This window comes from Dechloromonas sp. HYN0024 (genome assembly GCF_003441615.1).
GTDB lineage: Bacteria > Pseudomonadota > Gammaproteobacteria > Burkholderiales > Rhodocyclaceae > Azonexus.
Genome location: NZ_CP031842.1, coordinates 572,501 through 591,007 on the forward strand (window position 1 = coordinate 572,501; position 18,507 = coordinate 591,007).

At 50.9% G+C, this 18,507-nt stretch carries 13 protein-coding genes, 1 tRNA gene and 2 rRNA genes (1 of these 16 running past the window's edge); 10 read left to right on the forward strand and 6 right to left on the reverse strand.

Translation table 11 applies throughout. From position 1 onward, the window contains the following. Both HYN24_RS02855 and rrf read left to right on the forward strand, forming a co-directional pair. Positions 1–101 (forward strand): 23S ribosomal RNA (locus HYN24_RS02855) (it extends 2,781 nt beyond the left edge of the window). A gap of 106 nt (positions 102–207) precedes the next feature. After that, positions 208–320: ribosomal RNA gene (gene rrf / locus HYN24_RS02860) — 5S ribosomal RNA — on the forward strand. A gap of 112 nt (positions 321–432) precedes the next feature. Here the strand turns inward: rrf and tcdA are convergent. Continuing rightward, positions 433–1,197, reverse strand: coding sequence for a tRNA cyclic N6-threonylcarbamoyladenosine(37) synthase TcdA (tcdA, locus tag HYN24_RS02865; protein WP_117610175.1), 765 nt, complete (start codon positions 1,195–1,197; stop codon positions 433–435). Continuing rightward, positions 1,197–2,300: an HD domain-containing phosphohydrolase gene (locus HYN24_RS02870; protein ID WP_117607873.1), complete on the reverse strand. Its 1,104-nt coding sequence runs from the start codon at positions 2,298–2,300 to the stop codon at positions 1,197–1,199. Before HYN24_RS02870 ends, tcdA begins: the two co-directional genes overlap by 1 nt. A 138-nt stretch (positions 2,301–2,438) precedes the next feature. Between HYN24_RS02870 and ispB the strand changes: the two genes are divergently transcribed. Next, positions 2,439–3,407 carry an octaprenyl diphosphate synthase gene (gene ispB / locus HYN24_RS02875; protein WP_117607874.1) on the forward strand — a complete coding sequence of 323 codons (969 nt, stop codon included), beginning with the start codon at positions 2,439–2,441 and terminating at the stop codon, positions 3,405–3,407. Between the two features lie 15 nt (positions 3,408–3,422). Beyond that, a tRNA-Pro gene (locus tag HYN24_RS02880) sits at positions 3,423–3,499 on the forward strand. Between the two features lie 197 nt (positions 3,500–3,696). On the opposite strand, the gene HYN24_RS02885 is transcribed toward HYN24_RS02880, so the two are convergent. Further along, positions 3,697–3,903 carry a helix-turn-helix transcriptional regulator gene (locus HYN24_RS02885; protein ID WP_117607875.1) on the reverse strand — a complete coding sequence of 69 codons (207 nt, stop codon included), beginning with the start codon at positions 3,901–3,903 and terminating at the stop codon, positions 3,697–3,699. Positions 3,904–4,052: 149 nt separating this feature from the next. Between HYN24_RS02885 and HYN24_RS02890 the strand changes: the two genes are divergently transcribed. The 3 genes from HYN24_RS02890 to HYN24_RS02900 are packed head-to-tail and all read left to right on the forward strand — an operon-like array spanning position 4,053 to position 6,459. Further along, the gene (locus tag HYN24_RS02890) at positions 4,053–4,286 is read left to right on the forward strand and encodes a hypothetical protein (RefSeq protein WP_117607876.1); all 234 of its coding nucleotides are present in this window, start codon (positions 4,053–4,055) and stop codon (positions 4,284–4,286) included. Further along, entirely contained in the window at positions 4,279–5,526 is a 1,248-nt protein-coding gene (locus HYN24_RS02895) for a tyrosine-type recombinase/integrase (protein WP_117607877.1), read from the forward strand. Before HYN24_RS02890 ends, HYN24_RS02895 begins: the two co-directional genes overlap by 8 nt. Before the next feature lie 3 nt (positions 5,527–5,529). Beyond that, positions 5,530–6,459 carry an HD domain-containing protein gene (locus HYN24_RS02900; RefSeq protein ID WP_117607878.1) on the forward strand — a complete coding sequence of 310 codons (930 nt, stop codon included), beginning with the start codon at positions 5,530–5,532 and terminating at the stop codon, positions 6,457–6,459. A 198-nt stretch (positions 6,460–6,657) separates the two neighbouring features. Here HYN24_RS02900 and HYN24_RS15750 read toward each other — a convergent pair whose 3' ends face one another. After that, entirely contained in the window at positions 6,658–6,912 is a 255-nt protein-coding gene (locus HYN24_RS15750; protein ID WP_162888575.1) for a hypothetical protein, read from the reverse strand. A gap of 122 nt (positions 6,913–7,034) precedes the next feature. On the opposite strand from HYN24_RS15750, the gene HYN24_RS02905 reads away from it, so the two are divergent. Beyond that, positions 7,035–7,352: an H-NS family nucleoid-associated regulatory protein gene (locus HYN24_RS02905; protein WP_117607879.1), complete on the forward strand. Its 318-nt coding sequence runs from the start codon at positions 7,035–7,037 to the stop codon at positions 7,350–7,352. A 132-nt stretch (positions 7,353–7,484) separates the two neighbouring features. Further along, the gene (locus tag HYN24_RS02910; RefSeq protein ID WP_371413224.1) at positions 7,485–8,279 is read left to right on the forward strand and encodes a nitroreductase; all 795 of its coding nucleotides are present in this window, start codon (positions 7,485–7,487) and stop codon (positions 8,277–8,279) included. A gap of 277 nt (positions 8,280–8,556) precedes the next feature. On the opposite strand, the gene HYN24_RS02915 is transcribed toward HYN24_RS02910, so the two are convergent. Together HYN24_RS02915 and HYN24_RS02920 are read right to left on the reverse strand one after the other, a co-directional pair. After that, entirely contained in the window at positions 8,557–10,656 is a 2,100-nt protein-coding gene (locus tag HYN24_RS02915) for a bifunctional diguanylate cyclase/phosphodiesterase (RefSeq protein ID WP_117607881.1), read from the reverse strand. Between the two features lie 1,048 nt (positions 10,657–11,704). Then, complete coding sequence (locus tag HYN24_RS02920) at positions 11,705–14,245, reverse strand: ATP-binding protein (protein WP_117607882.1); 2,541 nt, start codon at positions 14,243–14,245, stop codon at positions 11,705–11,707. Between the two features lie 351 nt (positions 14,246–14,596). On the opposite strand from HYN24_RS02920, the gene HYN24_RS02925 reads away from it, so the two are divergent. Next, entirely contained in the window at positions 14,597–18,400 is a 3,804-nt protein-coding gene (locus HYN24_RS02925) for an MHYT domain-containing protein (protein ID WP_162888576.1), read from the forward strand. Positions 18,401–18,507 lie beyond the last annotated feature (107 nt).

Consider the following 18,507-nt stretch of genomic DNA (forward strand, 5'->3'; position numbering starts at 1 on the left):
CCCTAAAGGGTCGTCGAAGACCACGACGTTGATAGGTCAGGTGTGGAAGCGCAGTAATGCGTTAAGCTAACTGATACTAATTGCCCGTGTGGCTTGATCCTATAACCTTGTAATACACTGCATGTAACTCATATCCGCAGTCACAACAAAACAACCTTCCCCATTTTGCGCATGACGACATCAAAACCGGCATGCATACAAGTTACGTCTGGCGTCAATAGCCTTCTGGTACCACCCCTTCCCTTCCCGAACAGGACCGTGAAACAGAAACGCGCCAATGATAGTGAGCTTCCGCTCGCGAAAGTAGGTCAACGCCAGACTCCCATTAGCAAAGCCCCTCCCGGATTTCCGGTGAGGGGCTTTGTGCTTTTAGAAGAAAAAATCGCTTGCCCCGATCCATTGGTGGCTCTGCGGTGGTGATCTGCTGCTGGTTTAAGTCCGGATAATCTGCTTAATCGCTTGTGCAGCGGCAACCATGCCAAAAACGGATGTGACGCAGACGGACGAGCCGAATCCGGCGCAGTTGAGACCGGACGGGCCTTGGCCGACATCGCAGGCGTTGTCTTTTGACGGATAGCGCAGTTGTTCGGTAGAAAACACCGCAGTAACGGTAAATTTTTTCTTTGTGTCACGCGGAAATCCGTGCTCTCGCCGAAGGAGCGAGCGAACCTTTGCCAGCAGGGGGTCCTGCACGGTCTGACTGAGATCGGCGACGGCTACCTGGGTCGGGTCGATTTGGCCGCCGGCGGCACCGCCAACGATGATCGGGGTCTTTATTCGGCGGCAGAAAGCGATCATCGCAGCCTTGGCACGAACCTGGTCAATGGCATCGATGACTACTGAATACTGGTTGCCGATGATGTTGCCCACATTGTCTGGCGTGACGAAATCCTCGATGCAGGTGACTTCGCACTCGGGATTGATGGCCCGGATCCGATCAGCAATTGCGTCAACCTTGGCTTTTCCATAGAGATCACCGAGGGCGTGAATCTGACGATTGGTGTTGGATTCGGCCACCATGTCGAGATCGACCACGGTAATCTGGCCTACGCCCGTGCGGGCCAGCGCCTCTGCACTCCACGAACCGACCCCGCCGATGCCAACCACGCAGACATGGGCCTGACGCAGTCGTTCCGCCCCCTCGGCGCCATAAAGACGGCTGACGCCTCCAAAACGACGTTCCCTGTCGACAGAAATCAATTTTCGACCGTTTTACGGATTACGGCATTGAATGGTTCAATCCAGTCAGGAGAGAACTGGTTGTCGCAGGCATTGATTTCGGCGACAGCGCGCAATACCGAACGATTCTTTCCGCGGTGGATGTGCTTCAGCATGACCGCCTCGAAAGCATCGACAATGGCCAGTATTTTTGCGCCGCTACAAATGTCGGCATGGTGGAGTCGGTTTGGATAGCCGCCGCCATCTGGCATTTCATGATGCTGCGCGATCATTTTCGCGGCCTCCTCCCAGCCCGGCATCCGCTGCAAAAGTCCGGCGGCGAAGCCGGGATGGTTTTCCAGGGTGAGTTTTTCTTGCGGACTCATCTTGCCGATCTTCAACCAGATAGACTCCGGCAACAGCATCATTCCGAGGTCATGCAGATAGACCGCAGCTTCAAGTTGCACCGCATCCACGGCATCCTTCCCCGCCTTGTTGGTCTCAAGCGCCAGGCGAAGAATGCGCATGGTGCGTCCTTTGAAGAGTGGGGAACGGCTTTCGAACTGCAGCGCCAGCGAGCGGAAAAATTGCAGGTCACTGGCGGCATTCTTGTGGTCTGCCCCTGATGAAGAGGGGCGAGGGGTTTTCCCTGAAATATCGGGGATGACGGGAGGGAACCCGGTGACCGCCTCAATCAGGTCCGCGCATGCCGCATCGATATGATGGGCCGGCTCTGGTGCGATGGCTTCCAGGCCTAGCACCAGCTTGCCCAGTTCAAGGTTGTCCAGCGACTTGTTGGCTAGCAAGGCCTCAGTAGCCAGCTCCAGCCTGTCGACGGCCAGCAGGATCATTTCAGCCAGCACTGCCGAGAACAGGATTTCACCTTCCCGGAAGCGTCCGAGCAGGGTCTCGATAGGATGCGCGATGGCTACGCCCAGTTCAAATTTGCACAGGGCCGCATCGCCCTTGATGTTATGGACGGCACGAAAGAGACTGGCGGTAATTTCCCGGTCGCCCGGCAATTTTCGCAGGCGGGCGACGTCGTATTCCACCTCGGGGGCACGATCAGTCAGCGCCTCGGCAAACTCTTCCAGTGATACGCGATCATGGATCGTTGGTGCAATGATCGAACGTATGTCCATGCCGACTCCCTAATTACTAATAGTTTCGGGGAGTTTAACAAAACGGCGCGGGAAACTGCGGCCATCGTTACCTGATCGGTGTTGACTGGGGCACCTTCGCCACCTAAGATTCCGCGCTTCTTCAAGGAATTACGTGACGTGACTCTGGAACAGCTCTACGCCCTTATCGGGCCCGACATGAAGGCCGTCGACGCGGTCATTCGCGATCGCCTGCATTCTGATGTGGTGCTGGTCAGGCAGGTGGCCGAATACATCATAGGCAGCGGTGGCAAGCGTATGCGCCCGGCCCTGGTCTTGCTGGCTGCTGGAGCCCTCGGTTATGAGGGAACGCGGCACCACGAGATGGCGGCGGTGATTGAATTTATCCATACGGCCACCCTGTTGCACGACGATGTGGTTGATGAGTCAGCCTTGCGGCGAGGAAACGAAACAGCGAATGCCATGTTCGGCAATGCCGCCAGCGTCCTGGTCGGAGATTTTCTTTATTCCCGCGCCTTCCAGATGATGGTCATGGTCGACAACATGCGCGTCATGCGCGTGCTATCTGACGCGACGAATATCATCGCCGAAGGTGAAGTCCTGCAATTGATGAACTGCCACGACGCGGATGTCGACGAGGCGCGTTACATGCAGGTGATTCACTACAAGACGGCCAAGCTATTCGAGGCAGCCGCCCAGTTGGGTGCGATCCTTGGTCAAGCCTCACAGGAAGAAGAAACGGCGCTGACCAATTACGGCATGCATCTGGGGACCGCCTTTCAGTTGATTGACGACGTTCTTGATTATTCCGGTCAGGAGGCCGATACCGGCAAGCATATCGGCGACGATCTCGCCGAGGGCAAGCCGACCCTGCCACTGATCTACGTCATGCAGCACGGAACGGCCGAGCAGGCAGCCTGCGTACGCAAAGCCATTGAAGAAGGCGGGCGTGACGACTTCCCGGCTGTGCTCGACGCCATCAGGAATAGTGGGGCTCTGGATCACGCTCGGGCGCGTGCTGGGCAAGAGGCCGAACTGGCTAGAGCATCAATTCAGTGCCTGGGGGATTCAAATTTCAAAAAAGCTCTGCTACAATTGACGCTCTTTGCAGTTGAGAGAAATCATTAGGTTTCTTTCTCATGTCGGAGTGTAGCTCAGCCTGGTAGAGCACTGCGTTCGGGACGCAGGGGTCGCAAGTTCGAATCCTGTCACTCCGACCACAACACTGCAGAGAAGAAAACCCACGTAATTCAAAAGATTACGTGGGTTTTTTGTTTTTTCGCCAGTCGAATTCCAGTAGCTCGATTTTGGCGCGTGCCCAGATTGTGCCCATTCTGAGCCCAACCAGTGCCCATGTTTTTCGGGTTCGTCCACCTTGGCCTGAAATCTGAATACTGCTGCCCGTGCCCGGCACTGGCTATGAGTTTTCAACAAACTCAAACAACTCACCCACGCTGCAGTTGAAGAGTATGCAAAGTTTGTCGACGGTTTCTATATCTACTCGCGTAGCCGTTTCATTGTAGAGCAAGGTAATTGTGTTGCGATGAAGCCCTGTTAGCCGTGCGACATCGACGACTTTTAACTTGTGCTCTCCCATGAGTCTGGACAAGTGGCACTTAATCAAAGTTTACCCCTGATATAAAAATATCATCCAGGATGACAAATAGTTCTTGACGAGGGTGTTACTTCGGCTAGAATGTCATTCAGGATGAAGATTTGATGTTTAAGACGGAAAAACTTAATCCTGACCTATGTTAATTCACGGAGATTGAAATGTCACTTACCTATCTTACGACTGACGAACTGTCCTCAATCATCAAATATGACTCGCGGACCATTCGGGAGCGCCTCAAAGACAGCGTGCTGCTCGAGGGTGTTCACTACATCCGCCCTTTTGGCGGTAGGAAGATTCTGTATATCTGGGAACAGATCGAACACGATATGTCCTCTATGGTGAAGCAGCCCTTTGCCATTCCTATGGCCAATGGAGGTGTCTGCCATGGCTAGTATCCGAGCGCGTAAAGATAACGGGATGCTATTTCTTGATTTCCGATATCAAAGCATCCGTTGTCGCGAACAAACACTCTTGGCTGATAGCGCAACCAATCGGAAGCGTCTTTCTAAGCTTGCTGAAAAAATCGAAGAAAAGATTTCGATCGGGGAGTTCAACTACCGCGAATTTTTCCCCAACAGCAAGAATGCCGCGAAATTTGACCTTCCCGAGCCCTCTGCTACGGTCGTAGCGCAAGCCGTATTGAACATGGGTCATTCGGATGTCGGCAGCACGCCTTTGTTCAAAGACTTCGCCGAGGTTTGGTATTCCGAGAAAGCCGTGGAGTGGCGGACGTCCCATAAGAAGACGATCCGCGATGACATCAATAAGCGTCTGAATCCCCGATTTGGGGATATGGAGGTCGGCGTCATCACTAAGGCTGACATTCTTGCTTTCCGTGCAGACCTCGCCAAAGCTCCGGCACGGAACAAGAACACTACGCTGTCGAATCCACGAATCAATAAAATCCTCGATCCGCTACGGCAAATCATCTGCGAAGCCGCCGACCGCTTTAATTTTCGCACGCCGTTCCAGAACATCAAACAACTTCGCGTGAAGCGGAGCGATGTCGAACCCTTCTCGCTGGACGAAGTGAAGTCGATCATCAATACCGTACGCCCGGACTTCAAGAATTACTTCACGGTGCGTTTTTTCACCGGGATGCGTACGGGTGAAGTTCATGGCCTCAAGTGGAAATACATCGATTTTGAGCGCCGCCTGATTCTCGTTCGTGAAACCGTGGTTGATGGTGAAGAGACCTACACCAAGACCGATTCCTCTCAGCGTGAGATCCAGATGTCGCAATTGGTCTTCGACGCGTTGAAGGAACAACATAAAGGTACTGGCAAGCGCTCGGAGTTTGTCTTCTGCAATCGGGATGGATTGACGCTTGACTACAAGAACGTCAATAACCGGGTCTGGAAGCCTCTGTTGCGTCATCTTGGGCTCAAGGTACGTCGGCCATATCAGTGCCGGCATACAGCCGCCACGCTGTGGATGGGAGCAGGGGAGAATCCGGAGTGGATCGCCCGGCAGCTAGGACACAGCACCACGGAAATGTTGTTCCGCGTCTATTCGCGCTATGTACCCAATCTAACTCGGCGCGACGGATCGGCGTTTGAACGCATGCTGACGGCCTCGCTGGGTGAAGGTCAGGCGCAGATTGTTGTAGATCCCGTTTCGGAAGGAGTTTGAAGTATGACCGCATCTATTCCTCTCTCCCACGCTGTTGCTCAATCCTCCTCCGAGACAGCTGCCTATTACCGACTCACGAGTATTACCCGCCTGCCCGGCAAAGGGGGCCGTGGTGTCACCAACATCGCAACGTTGTATCACGAACAGGGTGCCCGTGAGGTTACCTGGCAGTCTGCGCAGGTTGATAGTCGCCTGAAGCGTGGCTGCTATGTCACCATGCGTGGCATCGAGCATTCAGTCACTTCGGATCGTGTGACCAAGATCCAGCGGCTGGACCTGCTCGACAAGCCGCTGCCGAACGTTAATCCGTTCGATGCGGTGCCTGCCAATTGGGTTCATGATCGTGCCTTGGTAAAGCGTGCCAGTAACTTGTGGAGCCAGCTCACTCGCCCGCTTCAGCATCTGGTTACTGCTGTGTTGTGGGATGGAGGTCGGTTCGAACGCTTCTTGACCGGGCCTGCTGCATTGAGTTGCTACCCGCCTGTGCCAAATGCCAATCTTAGTCACGCCGTTGAAACCGCTGAAACTGCTCTGATGCTCGCGAATGGTCTGACGGATGTCTCGACATCTGTCGTTATCGCCGCAGCCCTGTTGCACGATGCTGGAAAGGCAGATGATTTTAGGCTTAGTCCGGATCGTACTGGCTATGCCTATTCCGAGCGGGGCCAATTGGTCGGGGCCCGTCACACCGTATTGGAGTGGTTGGCAGTTGCTCGGGGCAGGGACGCAGTGATTGTTCCAGATGGGCAATACCTTGCCTTGATTCATGCCTTGACGGCAACGCGTGGTGCCGGATGGTTGGGTATCCGGGAGCCGCGGATTATCGAGGCCACCATTCTGGCAGCGGCTGATCGGGTCTGTAGCGAATCGGGATGGTCGCCCAATCACTACGCCGAGCGGCGTGAGCAGGTCTGGACGGGAGGTGTGCGTTGAGTCGCGCGCCATTCAGGACGCGCTGTCGAGACGAGTGGGAGCGACTTAATCCACGGTTTGTCCGGTCAGGTGCAACTCTGGGGGCAACTTTCTGGGATGCATGCCGCGAAGGAGTCTATGGTTTCTTCGCCCCGCTGCGCCTGCTCTGGTGGTTGTGCGTTAACACCTGGAAATAGTCGCTAGGAATATGCTTGGGCGTTAGGCGGGATTGATATAACGCAAAGGGCAGGAGTTTGGGCATTGATAGACTTTTCGAATGTCTAAATTCCTGCCCCCATCCACACCGGAGTTGAACCGGTTACGTGCCGCAGCCACGTTAATTCCCATCATTGAGTCTGGATTGGCTGACTCAAAATTATCATCGGATAAGGCTGCCTTGATGGCTTCTTTCTGCGAATGGGCTGCTGAAATCACGCCGAGTGATGCCGATGAGACGAGGCTTTCAGAAAGCATTTGCCAAGGCTTGGATCGATTGAGGACACGGTTCGCTAGATCGGTCTAAATTCCGTATAGTGGTTCTGGTAGTCTTAGGCTTTAATGCCCTCAAGTAAATCTTGATTAACGATAGGAACAAAATGGACATCTCTAATCTTTCCGTGTCTGAGCTGAAATCTCTTCTTGAGAAAATCCCTGCGGAGATCAACCGGCGGGAAAAGCAAGAGAAAGCCCGTATTCGGCAAGAGCTTGAAGCCTTGGCAGCAAAGAGTGGCTATTCCCTCGATGAGTTGCTAAATGAGGCAAGTGAGAAGGTGCGCAAAGTGGTAAAAGTTGTTCCGGTCAAATATCGCCATCCACAGGATAGCTCTTTGGCTTGGACGGGCAGAGGTCGCCAACCAAAGTGGGTAGTGGAGTTTTTGGCTGCAGGAGGGGCGCTGGGGCAACTTGCAACCTGAGTTGTTCAAAACTAAACAACAAGGGCCGCGTATGCGGCCTTTTTGCTAGCCCTGCGGGATCATCCAGCGCGAGTAGTCGAGAGCCAGATTTCCGATAAGCTAAATTAGATTCGCACATTGTGGCTGACTTGAATGAGTAAATTGACCATCAAATCCGGATGCGTTGAAGCCGTATTCAAACGTGGCCGTTCACAATCCAACCCTGCCCAACCTGCATTACAGAGAACAGAACCAATGAAAACGCCGATTCAAGCCGCCGTTGATGAAGTAATGAAGAGCCGCTATTCGTGCCGAGCTTATTTGCCAACTGAGGTCCCCAAGAAAGTCATCGAGGAAATTCTGGCCATTGCATCTCGAGCACCATCTGGAACCAACATCCAACCTTGGAAGGTTTGGGTTCTGACGGGAGAAAGCAAAACCAAACTTAGTGAGCGAATTGTCGCGGCTTTTGATGATCCGGAAGAAGCAGCTACCCATTCGGAGAGTTATCCTTACTATCCAAGCAAATGGGCATCACCGTACATCGAGCGCCGCCGCAAAGTTGGCTTTGACCTGTACAAGCTCCTGGATATCCAAAAGGGTGATTCCGCACGAATGCACCAGCAACACGCCAGAAACTTTAATTTCTTTGACGCTCCAGTCGGTCTGATATTTACAGTCGACACCATCATGGAGAAAGGCAGCTGGCTCGATTATGGGATGTTCGTTCAGAACGTCATGCTGGCTGCTAAAGCGCGTGGTCTGGACACATGTCCTCAGGCAGCCTTTGTTCAATTCCATCGCATCATCGAAGAAGAACTCGGAATTCCCGAGACTCAAACATTCGTCTGTGGCATGTCGCTTGGATATGCGAATCCAGAAGCACCCGAAAATGCACTACGGACCGAGCGCGCCCCATTGGATGAATGGGTGTGCTTCAAAACATAGAGTGAGTATGCTCAAAGGCTGCAACTCGGCCAGAGCAGCCGGTGGTGCCCTCAACGAAAAATGGCCTGTTCTGAGTACAGACCGGCCATTGCCATTCTGAGACATTGGATGGCAGAGCGTGCGTCGCCGATGCATATCCGCTACAGGAAGTCGAAACGCCGGGTATAACACCCAAATGATCGCGGCATAGCCAACCAGTAGGTAAAGCTACGCACCCAAAATTGGCTATCAAATACTATCCCAATTTAGTATCTAACCACCGCAAAAGCGAGCGCTGCTACATTCCAACCTTATCGGCCATTGAAGTCTTAAAAAGGCAATAGCCATCGCGTCCACGCTGTTTTGCTTGATACATGGCGATATCTGCATTTTTCATCAACTCAGTGGCGGTATCCTCGTCATTGGCTGAACGAACCGCAATGCCGATACTTGCGGAAGCCTGAAAATCATGATGACCAAGCCGCATTGGCTGGTGTAGCGCGGCTAAAATTTTTTCGGCAACCACGCATGCATCTTGAGGTAGAGCAATCTCCGGCAGCACAATAATAAATTCATCTCCACCTGCTCGCGAGACTGTGTCGCATTGACGGACACAGCTACTTAAACGCCTCCCAACTTCTATCAAGAGTTCATCCCCTACGTCGTGCCCGAGCGTGTCGTTAATCTGTTTGAAACGATCGAGATCAATGAACATCACAGCCAAAGATCGCTGATGCCGCTTCGCTTGTGATAGTGAACGTTGTAACCGATCATGAAGCATACGACGGTTAGGCAGTCCAGTAAGGGTGTCAAAATGGGCCAGCTTGTTGGCCAGTTCTTCAGCATTTTTGAGATCCGTGATGTCGCGATTGCTAACGCGTCGGCCGCGACGATTCCCGTTGCTGGAAATCACCGCTCTGCATCCATGTGCGACCCAACGCACTTCGCCATCCTTGCGAATAATTCGAAAGCTGAGTTGGCTTCCTTCCTGCGTTCGAATTGACTCCAAATGCTTTTGAAAAAGAGGCCGATCCTCAGGATGTATGATTCGATCTGCCAACGATCGGTCAGAGATGAATTCCGCTTGCGAATATCCGGTTACCCTCAGACAGGAAGGGCTGATATACAAAACCTCGCGGTCGTTACCTTCCCAATATTCCCAATCATAAGTGTAGTCAGCAACCGTTCGGAAACGCTCTTCACTTTCCTGATAGGCGAGTTCCTGAAGAACGTTGAGCGTTACGTCCTGAATGGTACCTAGGGAACGAGTGCGCAAGCCTGAACTGTCAGTGATCGCTTCTGAACGCTGATGAACGTATTTGACCGTACCGTCAGGTAGCAGTAGGCGATGCCGAATTTCGTAGGGACGGTTGTAGATCAAAGATTGTCGGTACGCCTTTTTGACCTCGTCATGGTCATCTGGATGTAGCCGTGCCAGGAACGCATCTTTGGAGGCACCCACCTGATCGCGATCAATTTCCAGTATTTGGAATACTTCATCTGACCAGATCAGATCCTTGGTCTCGTGATCAAGAATCCAACTGCCTATATGGGCAACGCTCTGTGCCTGTTTGAGCGCCCATTCACTCAATTTGAGACGGCGCTCCAATTTGCGTTGTTCGGTGACGTCGATGCCTAGGCTCAGAGAGCCTATGACTTTTCCGTCCTCCATCAACTGGCTGTTGCGCCAGCTAATCTGCCGTTCGGTACCTAGTTTCGTTAAGATGGGATTTTCAAATTCACTGCATCCCTTGGAGTGCACAAGTCGTTCGAACTCTTTCCACACTTGGGGATAGCGATCCTTAGGGACAAGAATCTCAAACCAGTTGCAATCGATAACTTCCTGAAGCGTGTAGCCTGTTACTTGTTCGGCCATCGGATTCATTCGTCGAAGATGCCCATAGGTGTCCAGCTCAACGACCATAACATTTGCTGTACGCAAAAGGTTTTCTGCGTAGTCTTTGGAGACTTCTATCTGTTTCTTCGCTTTTTGGAGGTCGGAAACATCCTGCATGACAGAAATACTTCGCAGAACTTCACCATGCTCATTCCGCTCGCAATTTGCTGACAACAACACATCAAGGATTCGACCATCCTTTGCCACAAATTGATACGGGATATCCGTGCATTTTCCGGTTCGGAAAAACTCTGGAAGAATCTTTTCAACTGCATAGCGGCAAGATTCCGCAGTCAGAAACTCTGATGACTTTCGTCCAATGACTTCGTGTCGACTGTAACCCAACACATCCAGCCACTTTTGGCTAACTGCTATAAGTTCCCCTGACGCATTGATGGAGTGCATCATGGCAGGAATTTTGTCGATAAATTCTCTGTAGGATGTATGCAACGCAGCGATGTCGTTTGCTGGAAGGCTTGGGGGTGTATCGTGACCATTCATGCCAATTCTCCCGCCGACGAGTTATCGGAACATTGTAAGCCGGTATTGTCTTAGAAGTGATCACCAAGGGTGTGAGTCGGCCTTGAAACACTTCCCCTTATCGTTGCCACACAAGCGTGATGCACTTTCGCCAATCGATGATGGTCGATCTGCGGCTATGTAGTGTGTCGATTTGATCGCCTAGTTGCCAACAGTCAGCAGGGATCTGCGATTTTTTAACTATTCAAATTTGGCAAGTAGCTCAGCCGGTCGGGAGACGGTTGATAAATTGATACAGCACATACATATGCCTAATGTCATTTTTGCTGGCACTCAATAGACAAACGAACCAAACTAACTGCGCCATGCTTTAGGTATGCAGCTCATTGCAAATTGGAATCTCACAGGCTGCGCTCCTGTGAGATATGCGACTAAAGGCCGGTCGCTAACTCCTCGATGTTTTCGAGTCCGCCAAGCTGCCAATTTCAATATGGTCGTCAAATTCCGAAAACACAATGAGCGGGTGCCGGCGTTCAGGAGTTGTCCTTCGTTCATCACCTTTAGGAGGACCGACATCCAAAAAACGCCGGTCTTTACGTGATCGTTTGACGATGAATTTTGTGTTATGCATTCGCAGTTACGTACAAAAAATTTTATTCCTTAAGGTTACATAAAGATTCTTAAGGCATCCTGAAGGTCAACCATGGCGATGCATGGGGAAATCACTTGAAGCGTCATGGCGAATGCAAAAAATGAAACATTTCAGTCTGTCGGCAGAAAATGGAATAGGTGGTACCGGATAGCGCCACGCGGCTAGATCTATATCCATGGCATTTGGCACATATCATTGAATTTGCGGTACGAAAAAATCATGACCATTCCATCAACCTATATGGCACCCGATATGTGGGAAATTATCCCGCTTTTTGTTCTGCCGTTATGTCTAACTGTGGGTGCATTGATCTATTTCTTTGGTGACCGATAGTTGCTAATCGGCCGATGTTCCCCAAAATTGAGTAGCGAGTGACTCTAAAGCCCACTGCTACTGAAAACGGTAGGAGGTCAGCTGTTAATGAGCAGCAGACGGCATATGCGGCAAACGAACAGTAACGGTTGTGCCCTCACCCCACTGGCTTTTCACTCGAATACTCCCTCCCATCAACTCCACCAGGCGTTGGCTAATAGCCAAACCCAGTCCAGTTCCACCAAACTTGCGTGTCGACGAGCCATCTAACTGAAGAAATGGATTAAACAAGTTGTTCAGATTTTCAGCCTCGATACCTATTCCGGTATCTTTTACTTCGAATACCAAATTCTCATTTTCCAGCGATACGGTTAAGGTGATCCGTCCTGACTCGGAGAACTTGATTGCGTTCGATAAGAGTTTGAGAAGGACTTGCTCAATCCGTAATCGGTCACCTTGGCAGGCTGGCGGCAAGCCGGGAACAAGCGTGCTAGAGAGTTCCAAATGCTTGGCTTCAGCACGACTCCGAACAGCTTCAGTCACATGACTCACAACATCGCTGAGTGAGAACTCCGCAGGATTGATAACAAGTTTTCCAGAGTCAATGTCGGAAAAATCGAGAACGTCCGTCACCACCCCGCGTAAGCGTTCCCCAGATTGAATGAGCTTCTCAAAACAGTCGCGGGCTTTTTCTGGATTTTGGTAATTTCTGAAGCCAATGTCGGCATAGCCAACGATGCCATTGAGCGGCGTACGAAGTTCATGACTGATGTTTGATAAAAACTCACTGCGCATGCGTGCCAAATGCTCTGCTGCCGCTATTGCCAGCTCCCGGGCCTCAGCGGCAGCGCGCTGCTGGGTGACATCAATAAAACTGGTAACCGATCCGATGATCTGACCATCTTGAATCATCGGGTGAACACTGTACATGATAGGAACTGCATGACCATCCGCGTGCCAATAGACCTCATCGGAAACTCGGACAGTATGACCTTTTTCCAATGCAGCCAAGGCTGGGCAGGCCTCCGCGAGATAGATCTCACCATTGGATTTTCTGTGATGGAATAGTTCGTGGCATGAGCGGCCGATGGCTTGCTCAGGAGTGTAGCCAAGCATCGCACAGGCAGCCGGATTGATGAATGTAATCAATCCATCTTTATCAACCCCGTACAAGCCGTCTGCACTCGAATTCAAAATATGGGATGCTCGCGCTTCAGTTTGTGTCAGAGCCTTGGTTCGTTCCTGAACGAGGCTTTCAAGACTGGAGCGATAGGTTTCCAGCTCCGACTCTTGCCTCTTGCGCACGGAAATATCCTCAAGCACCCAAATACTGTCACCAGAGGCATAATCTTTCGGTGTTGCCTGACCAGAAATGCGCATCCACACTTGACTACCATCGTGGCGCCTCATCTTTAATTCGTCTGCAAAACACTTCCCGGCGGACAGTTCGACATAGGCACGACGACCAAAATCGGCATAGTCCTCAGGTGACGGGTAGAGTCCGGCAGTCGTAGACTGGGTTAAAAGATCTTCCTGCGTGTAGCCAAATAGTTCAAGCATCCGCTTGTTAACCCAAACAATACGTCGGTTCTTGAGGAAGGCAATTCCGACTGAGGAGTTGTCGAGAATCATATCCAGTTCTTGAACCTTCTCTTGCAATGCCCGAGCGCTCGCTGCTTCCCTAGATTCAAATTCGCGCTGTTTGCGGTGAAATCGGGCAAGCGCGATCAACAGGGTTAATAAGAGAATGCCGTAAAGGCTGACCTGAATTTGGGCATCACGTCGCCACCCGACAAAAATTTCGTCCCTGTCGCGGGCAACAGCAACGAAAAGTGGGTGATCCAACCTGAGGCCGTCTGCCTTAACAGTGGCCCAAATCAGCAACTGTTGTTGATTGGTAATGAAGGCTATCCCTTGATGAGCGCTGATCGCTTGCCCGCTTAACTGATGTTGCGAAAAGAACGTTTCCGGTTGTAATAGGTTTTTGCCCACCACCCCCTCTCGAGCAGGAAGCATCATGAAGACGTCTCCCGCATCATGGGCGATTGCAACCCACATATCAGGGGAATAGCGCACGGACTCCAGCAGAGGACCAAAGTATGCCGGATCAAGCGCCGCAGAAATTACACCGAGAAACCTACCATCAGACCCAGTGATAACCCGCGCAACATTAATCGTGAATGTGCCAAGTACCGTACGAAATGGCGGTGAAACGTACAGAGTGTCCGACTCAAGATGGCGTTTCGGTTCCTGAAAATAAGCGCGGTCACTAACATCCTTGCCAATAACCTCACCCCGATTAGCGGCGCGAATTATTCCGTCGGTGTCCACCAAAAGGATGGTCCGCATGGCAGGCATGGCATCACTAAGAATTTGCAGTCGCTGATTGAGGTTGCTTTCAACCTTGCCTGTGGACAACTCCTTGGCTAGTGCCCGCAAGACGTTATTTACTGAAATCAGGTTTTGGCCGATGTTCACTTGAACGACCTGGGCCTGGGTCGCCAATTTCACCTGTTCACGACTTAGTGTGCGCTGCCGCTCTTGATATAGGTTTAAGGCAATAGCGGCACCAAGGACCAACAACGCAACTGCAGAAACCAGCCATTGCCGGACCGGGGAACGCTGAGTAAGTGAGCCACGCGTCATGGAAGAATCATGCAATTGTTGTATTTAACATTTGCAAATAAGCATACACCAAAAATATCAGACAATTCAAAATGGCCTTCGGCGCGTCATCGAACCGATTCAATAACCGTATTGCAGGAGGACTCAATTGGTCATTTGATAGCGAACTTGCAGCAGGATTCTGGCCAATCCAACTCCGCCAAGGGTATATAATTCAACTCTAATGCGAGGGATTGAATAGAGGCATGCACAAGGTGCATAAGCCATCTGACTCGGCTTTTATTGAAACAGAAACTGACATGATCTCCGAATCTAGCAGGTCAGGAAATGTTTGAGTTTATTAGTTCCCCCCCTCCAGGGAACTTGCTCTATATGGGCGAATACAGCCCGGTATTGGTTACCTTCTCGCTGGCCATTGCCATCTTTGCCTCGTTTGCAGCACTGCAGGTGGCAGATCTCGTACGGGGAATCAACGAACGCAACTATCGCTACCTCTGGATTGCCTCGGGTGGTCTGACCATGGGGCTCGGTATCTGGACGATGCATTTCGTCGGCATGTTGGCGTTTAGTCTCCCCTGTAGTGTCGGTTATTCCCCGTGGTTGACCCTGCTATCGATCATTCCAGCGGTTCTCGCCTGCACCTTGGCCCTGTCGCTCATTGCCAAAAAACAAATTAGGCCGCTTACATTGCTATTGGGTGGTCTACTAATGGCAATGGGGGTCGGCACCATGCATTACGCCGGAATGGCAGCGATGCAATTGAATGGGTTAGTCCGATACGATCGGAGCTTATTTATAGCTTCTTTGGTGATCGCATTCTTTCTTGCGGTGACGGCCTTATGGGTGAAATTTTCTCTTGCCAGAACGGCAATTGCCCCTCGTTGGCACAACATTGCAGCGTCAACCGTACTGGGGCTGGCGATCTCCGGAATGCACTACACAGCAATGGCTGCGGCTTATTTTATACGTGACAACGACGTAACAATCCCTGAATCAAATTTGAGCCCTTCGCTTCTAGCTGCGGCTCTCTCACTGACAACACTGGCCATTCTCATCGGAACCGTAGTTGCCGTGCTCTCGAAGCGCCATTCATATTACGTACCCAAGGTACATGCACGAAGGTTGATATTTTTATTATTAATTTGGGCTGTCCTGGCGTGGAGTTGCGCATCCTATTATGCAAATCAGATGGCCAAGGAGATGTATCAGGAAGAGGCAAGTCGTGCCAATCAAGAAATCAATTTTATAGCCGAAAATCTTCAAGACAATTTCGATCTCCTTCAGGGAGTTCCCGAAACGTTGTCCATGAGTATGGCAGTTCACCTTGCCTTAGGTGATCCAGGAAAGACGAGGCCTAGCGTCACCGAGAGTGGAAATTCGGAAAAAGCTCGCTCAAGGGGCGCGCTCATCAAACAGCTCACAGCTTACCTTCAAGCGGTTGCAAGAACGCATAAGGCCGATGTCGTTTGGGTGATGAATCGAGAAGGTGATACGGTAGCTGCGAGCAACGCGGGCAGCCCAGACAGTTTTGTCGGCGCAAACTATCGGGAACGTGCCTATTTTCAGAGTGCGCTTCTGGGCAACCCAGGGCGCCAATATGCCATTGGAAAAACATCTCGCATTCCCGGGTTGTACTATTCCCATCCTGTTGTTGTGGATGGTCATGTACTCGGTGTTGTTGTTGCAAAGGTCAACATTCCTGACCTGAGTGCACGATTATTCGGAACGGGAGCGTTTCTGACGGACACCAACGGGGTAGTTATACTATCTCCAGACGCTGATCTTCTATATCGTACTCTATCAACATATAGCGGTAGTCGCCTGAGCCAGGAAGAGAGCCTTCAGCTATATCAGCGTAAAGAATTAGCCCCGATTTCGATCACCAGTTGGGGCGATGCCAATTTCCCCCGCTTAACTCGGATGAATGAAAGTGGCATACCGCTAATAATGGAAACACGGCTACTTTTTCGTGAGGGTGTCACTGTCTATCTACCGTACGTTCTTCGTGATTGGAATCGCCTAGAAATAGATCGGAACTGGTTGTTTCTATTACTCAGCGTCGCTGGCGGACTTTTGATCTACTGCATTTATGGCGGATGGCTATATCTTAAGAATATTAGTAGCGCCAATCGAAAGCTCTCCGACTACATCAATGAGCTCGCCCAAAGCCAACAACGATTCCGACTGATCCTTGATTCGATGGCGGAAGGAATCTATGGCACTGACGATAAAGGCAACTGCATTTTCGTCAATCAAGCGTGCATCGAAATGCTCGGATATACGAATGAGGAGGAACTCCTCGGGCAGGAATTGCATTATTTGATCCACCATTCGCACTCAGATGGATCGCCATATCCCGTTGCCAACTGTCCGGCATATCCCCCATTGGTTTCACCAGAAGGTCGCCACATAGTTGACGAGGTTTTTTGGCGAAAGGATGGTGCAGCCATTCCAGTTGAGTACTGGGTCCGCCCTGTTCTGGATCCCTCTCAGGAAATACGGTGTGTGGTCGCGTGGTACGACATAAGTACGCAACGCGAAGTTGAAGAAAAATTGAGAAAGCTTTCGCTAGCTGTCGAACAGAGCCCAAACTCGATTGTGATTACCAATACGAATATGGAAATAGAGTATGTCAATAAAGCTTTTACTCATGTATCCGGGTATTCATTTGATGAAGTGAAGGGACGAAACCCCCGGATTCTCCAATCCGGTCAAACGCCAGAAACAGTTTACAAATCGCTCTGGGCAGCACTGAAACGTGGTGAATCATGGCAAGGTGAGCTGATTAACCAGCGCAAAAATGGCGAGATATTTATTGAGTACGAAATTTTTTCGCCGATTCGTCAAGCAGATGGAACGATCACACATTTCCTAGCCATCAAGGAAGATATTACAGAAAAGAAACGTAATGCCCTGGAGTTAGAGAATTACCGTCTTCAACTAGAACAAATGGTTGCTGACCGAACCCGGCAAATCGAACATCTGAATGCCCAACTGGCGGAAAAGGCCGATGGTGCGGAAGCCGCAAATATAGCCAAGAGTGCCTTTTTGGCTAACATGAGCCATGAGATTCGGACGCCGTTAAACGCTATTACCGGCATGGTTCACTTACTCAAACGTGAGGGACTTACCGAAAAACAAAGTGATCGGCTGTCAAAGATTGACGCTGCAGGCCAGCACCTTATGTCGATCATCAACGACATTCTTGATCTATCGAAAATTGAGGCAGGGAAGCTCTCTCTGGAGGTAATTCCAATTCATGTGGGAGGACTTCTGGCGGACGTCGTGTCCTTAATGAGTGACCGGGCACAAGCCAAGCAACTGGAACTAAAAATAGAAACAACTGCACTGTCTGCCAATGTCCTTGGGGACCCGACTCGTATCCGCCAGTGCCTGATTAATTACGTGACTAATGCAATAAAATTTACAGAGCGAGGCTGCGTAATAATCCGCTCGCGTGTGCTTGAAGAACTTCCTAAGAGCATATTGCTTAGATTCGAAGTTGAGGATACTGGCTTAGGCATAGCCCCTGAAGCCCAATGCAAATTGTTTTCTGCATTCGAGCAGGCTGACAATTCGACGACTCGTGAGTTCGGTGGCACTGGTCTCGGCTTAACTATCACAAAACGACTGGCCGAATTAATGGGCGGTTTTGCCGGATTCAGCAGCGTAGCCAACGAAGGCAGCACTTTCTGGTTTTCCGTACGAATGCCAAAAGGAAATCCGAGCAAGGCGCCAATGGTCAATCCAAACTTTAATTTGTCCGCAGAAATGCTGCGGGAAAATTTTACTGGAACAAGAATCCTTTTAGCCGAGGATGAACCGATCAACCGTGAAATTGCTGTTGAGCTTCTTGAGGAAGTCGGTATGTCCGTTGATGTTGCAGAAAACGGCTTGGTAGCGGTAAATCTTGTACGCCAACATAAGTATGCCCTCGTGCTGATGGACATGCAGATGCCCCAAATGGATGGCCTTGTAGCGGCAACGAATATTCGCCAAATCCAAAATCACGAGACTCTGCCGATTCTGGCAATGACCGCAAATGCCTTCGCTGAGGACAAAATTCGATGCGTAGACGCAGGTATGGATGACTTCATTTCGAAGCCAGTCGATCCCGATGTTCTGTTTTCGGTTTTGCTGAAATGGCTGTCTCGTCAAAAAAGCCAAAGCACATAGACGATAGACTAAATATGGCCGCTGAAGTCATTTGTCAGGCAATAGTGCTGGGCGTAATCGATCTTTCGTTGCCTACAATAAAATGACGGACTCCGATAATGAGAAGG

Excerpts from the sequence above, each read along its gene's own strand:
- HYN24_RS02915 (WP_117607881.1), bottom strand. The coding sequence starts at position 10,656 with ATGAATGGTCACGATACACCCCCAAGCCTTCCAGCAAACGACATCGCT.
- HYN24_RS15750 (WP_162888575.1), bottom strand. The coding sequence starts at position 6,912 with ATGCTTTCTGAAAGCCTCGTCTCATCGGCATCACTCGGCGTGATTTCA.
- HYN24_RS02920 (WP_117607882.1), bottom strand. The coding sequence starts at position 14,245 with ATGACGCGTGGCTCACTTACTCAGCGTTCCCCGGTCCGGCAATGGCTG.
- HYN24_RS02870 (WP_117607873.1), bottom strand. The coding sequence starts at position 2,300 with ATGGACATACGTTCGATCATTGCACCAACGATCCATGATCGCGTATCA.
- HYN24_RS02900 (WP_117607878.1), top strand. The coding sequence starts at position 5,530 with ATGACCGCATCTATTCCTCTCTCCCACGCTGTTGCTCAATCCTCCTCC.
- HYN24_RS02905 (WP_117607879.1), top strand. The coding sequence starts at position 7,035 with ATGGACATCTCTAATCTTTCCGTGTCTGAGCTGAAATCTCTTCTTGAG.
- HYN24_RS02910 (WP_371413224.1), top strand. The coding sequence starts at position 7,485 with ATGAGTAAATTGACCATCAAATCCGGATGCGTTGAAGCCGTATTCAAA.
- HYN24_RS02890 (WP_117607876.1), top strand. The coding sequence starts at position 4,053 with ATGTCACTTACCTATCTTACGACTGACGAACTGTCCTCAATCATCAAA.
- HYN24_RS02925 (WP_162888576.1), top strand. The coding sequence starts at position 14,597 with ATGGGCGAATACAGCCCGGTATTGGTTACCTTCTCGCTGGCCATTGCC.
- HYN24_RS02895 (WP_117607877.1), top strand. The coding sequence starts at position 4,279 with ATGGCTAGTATCCGAGCGCGTAAAGATAACGGGATGCTATTTCTTGAT.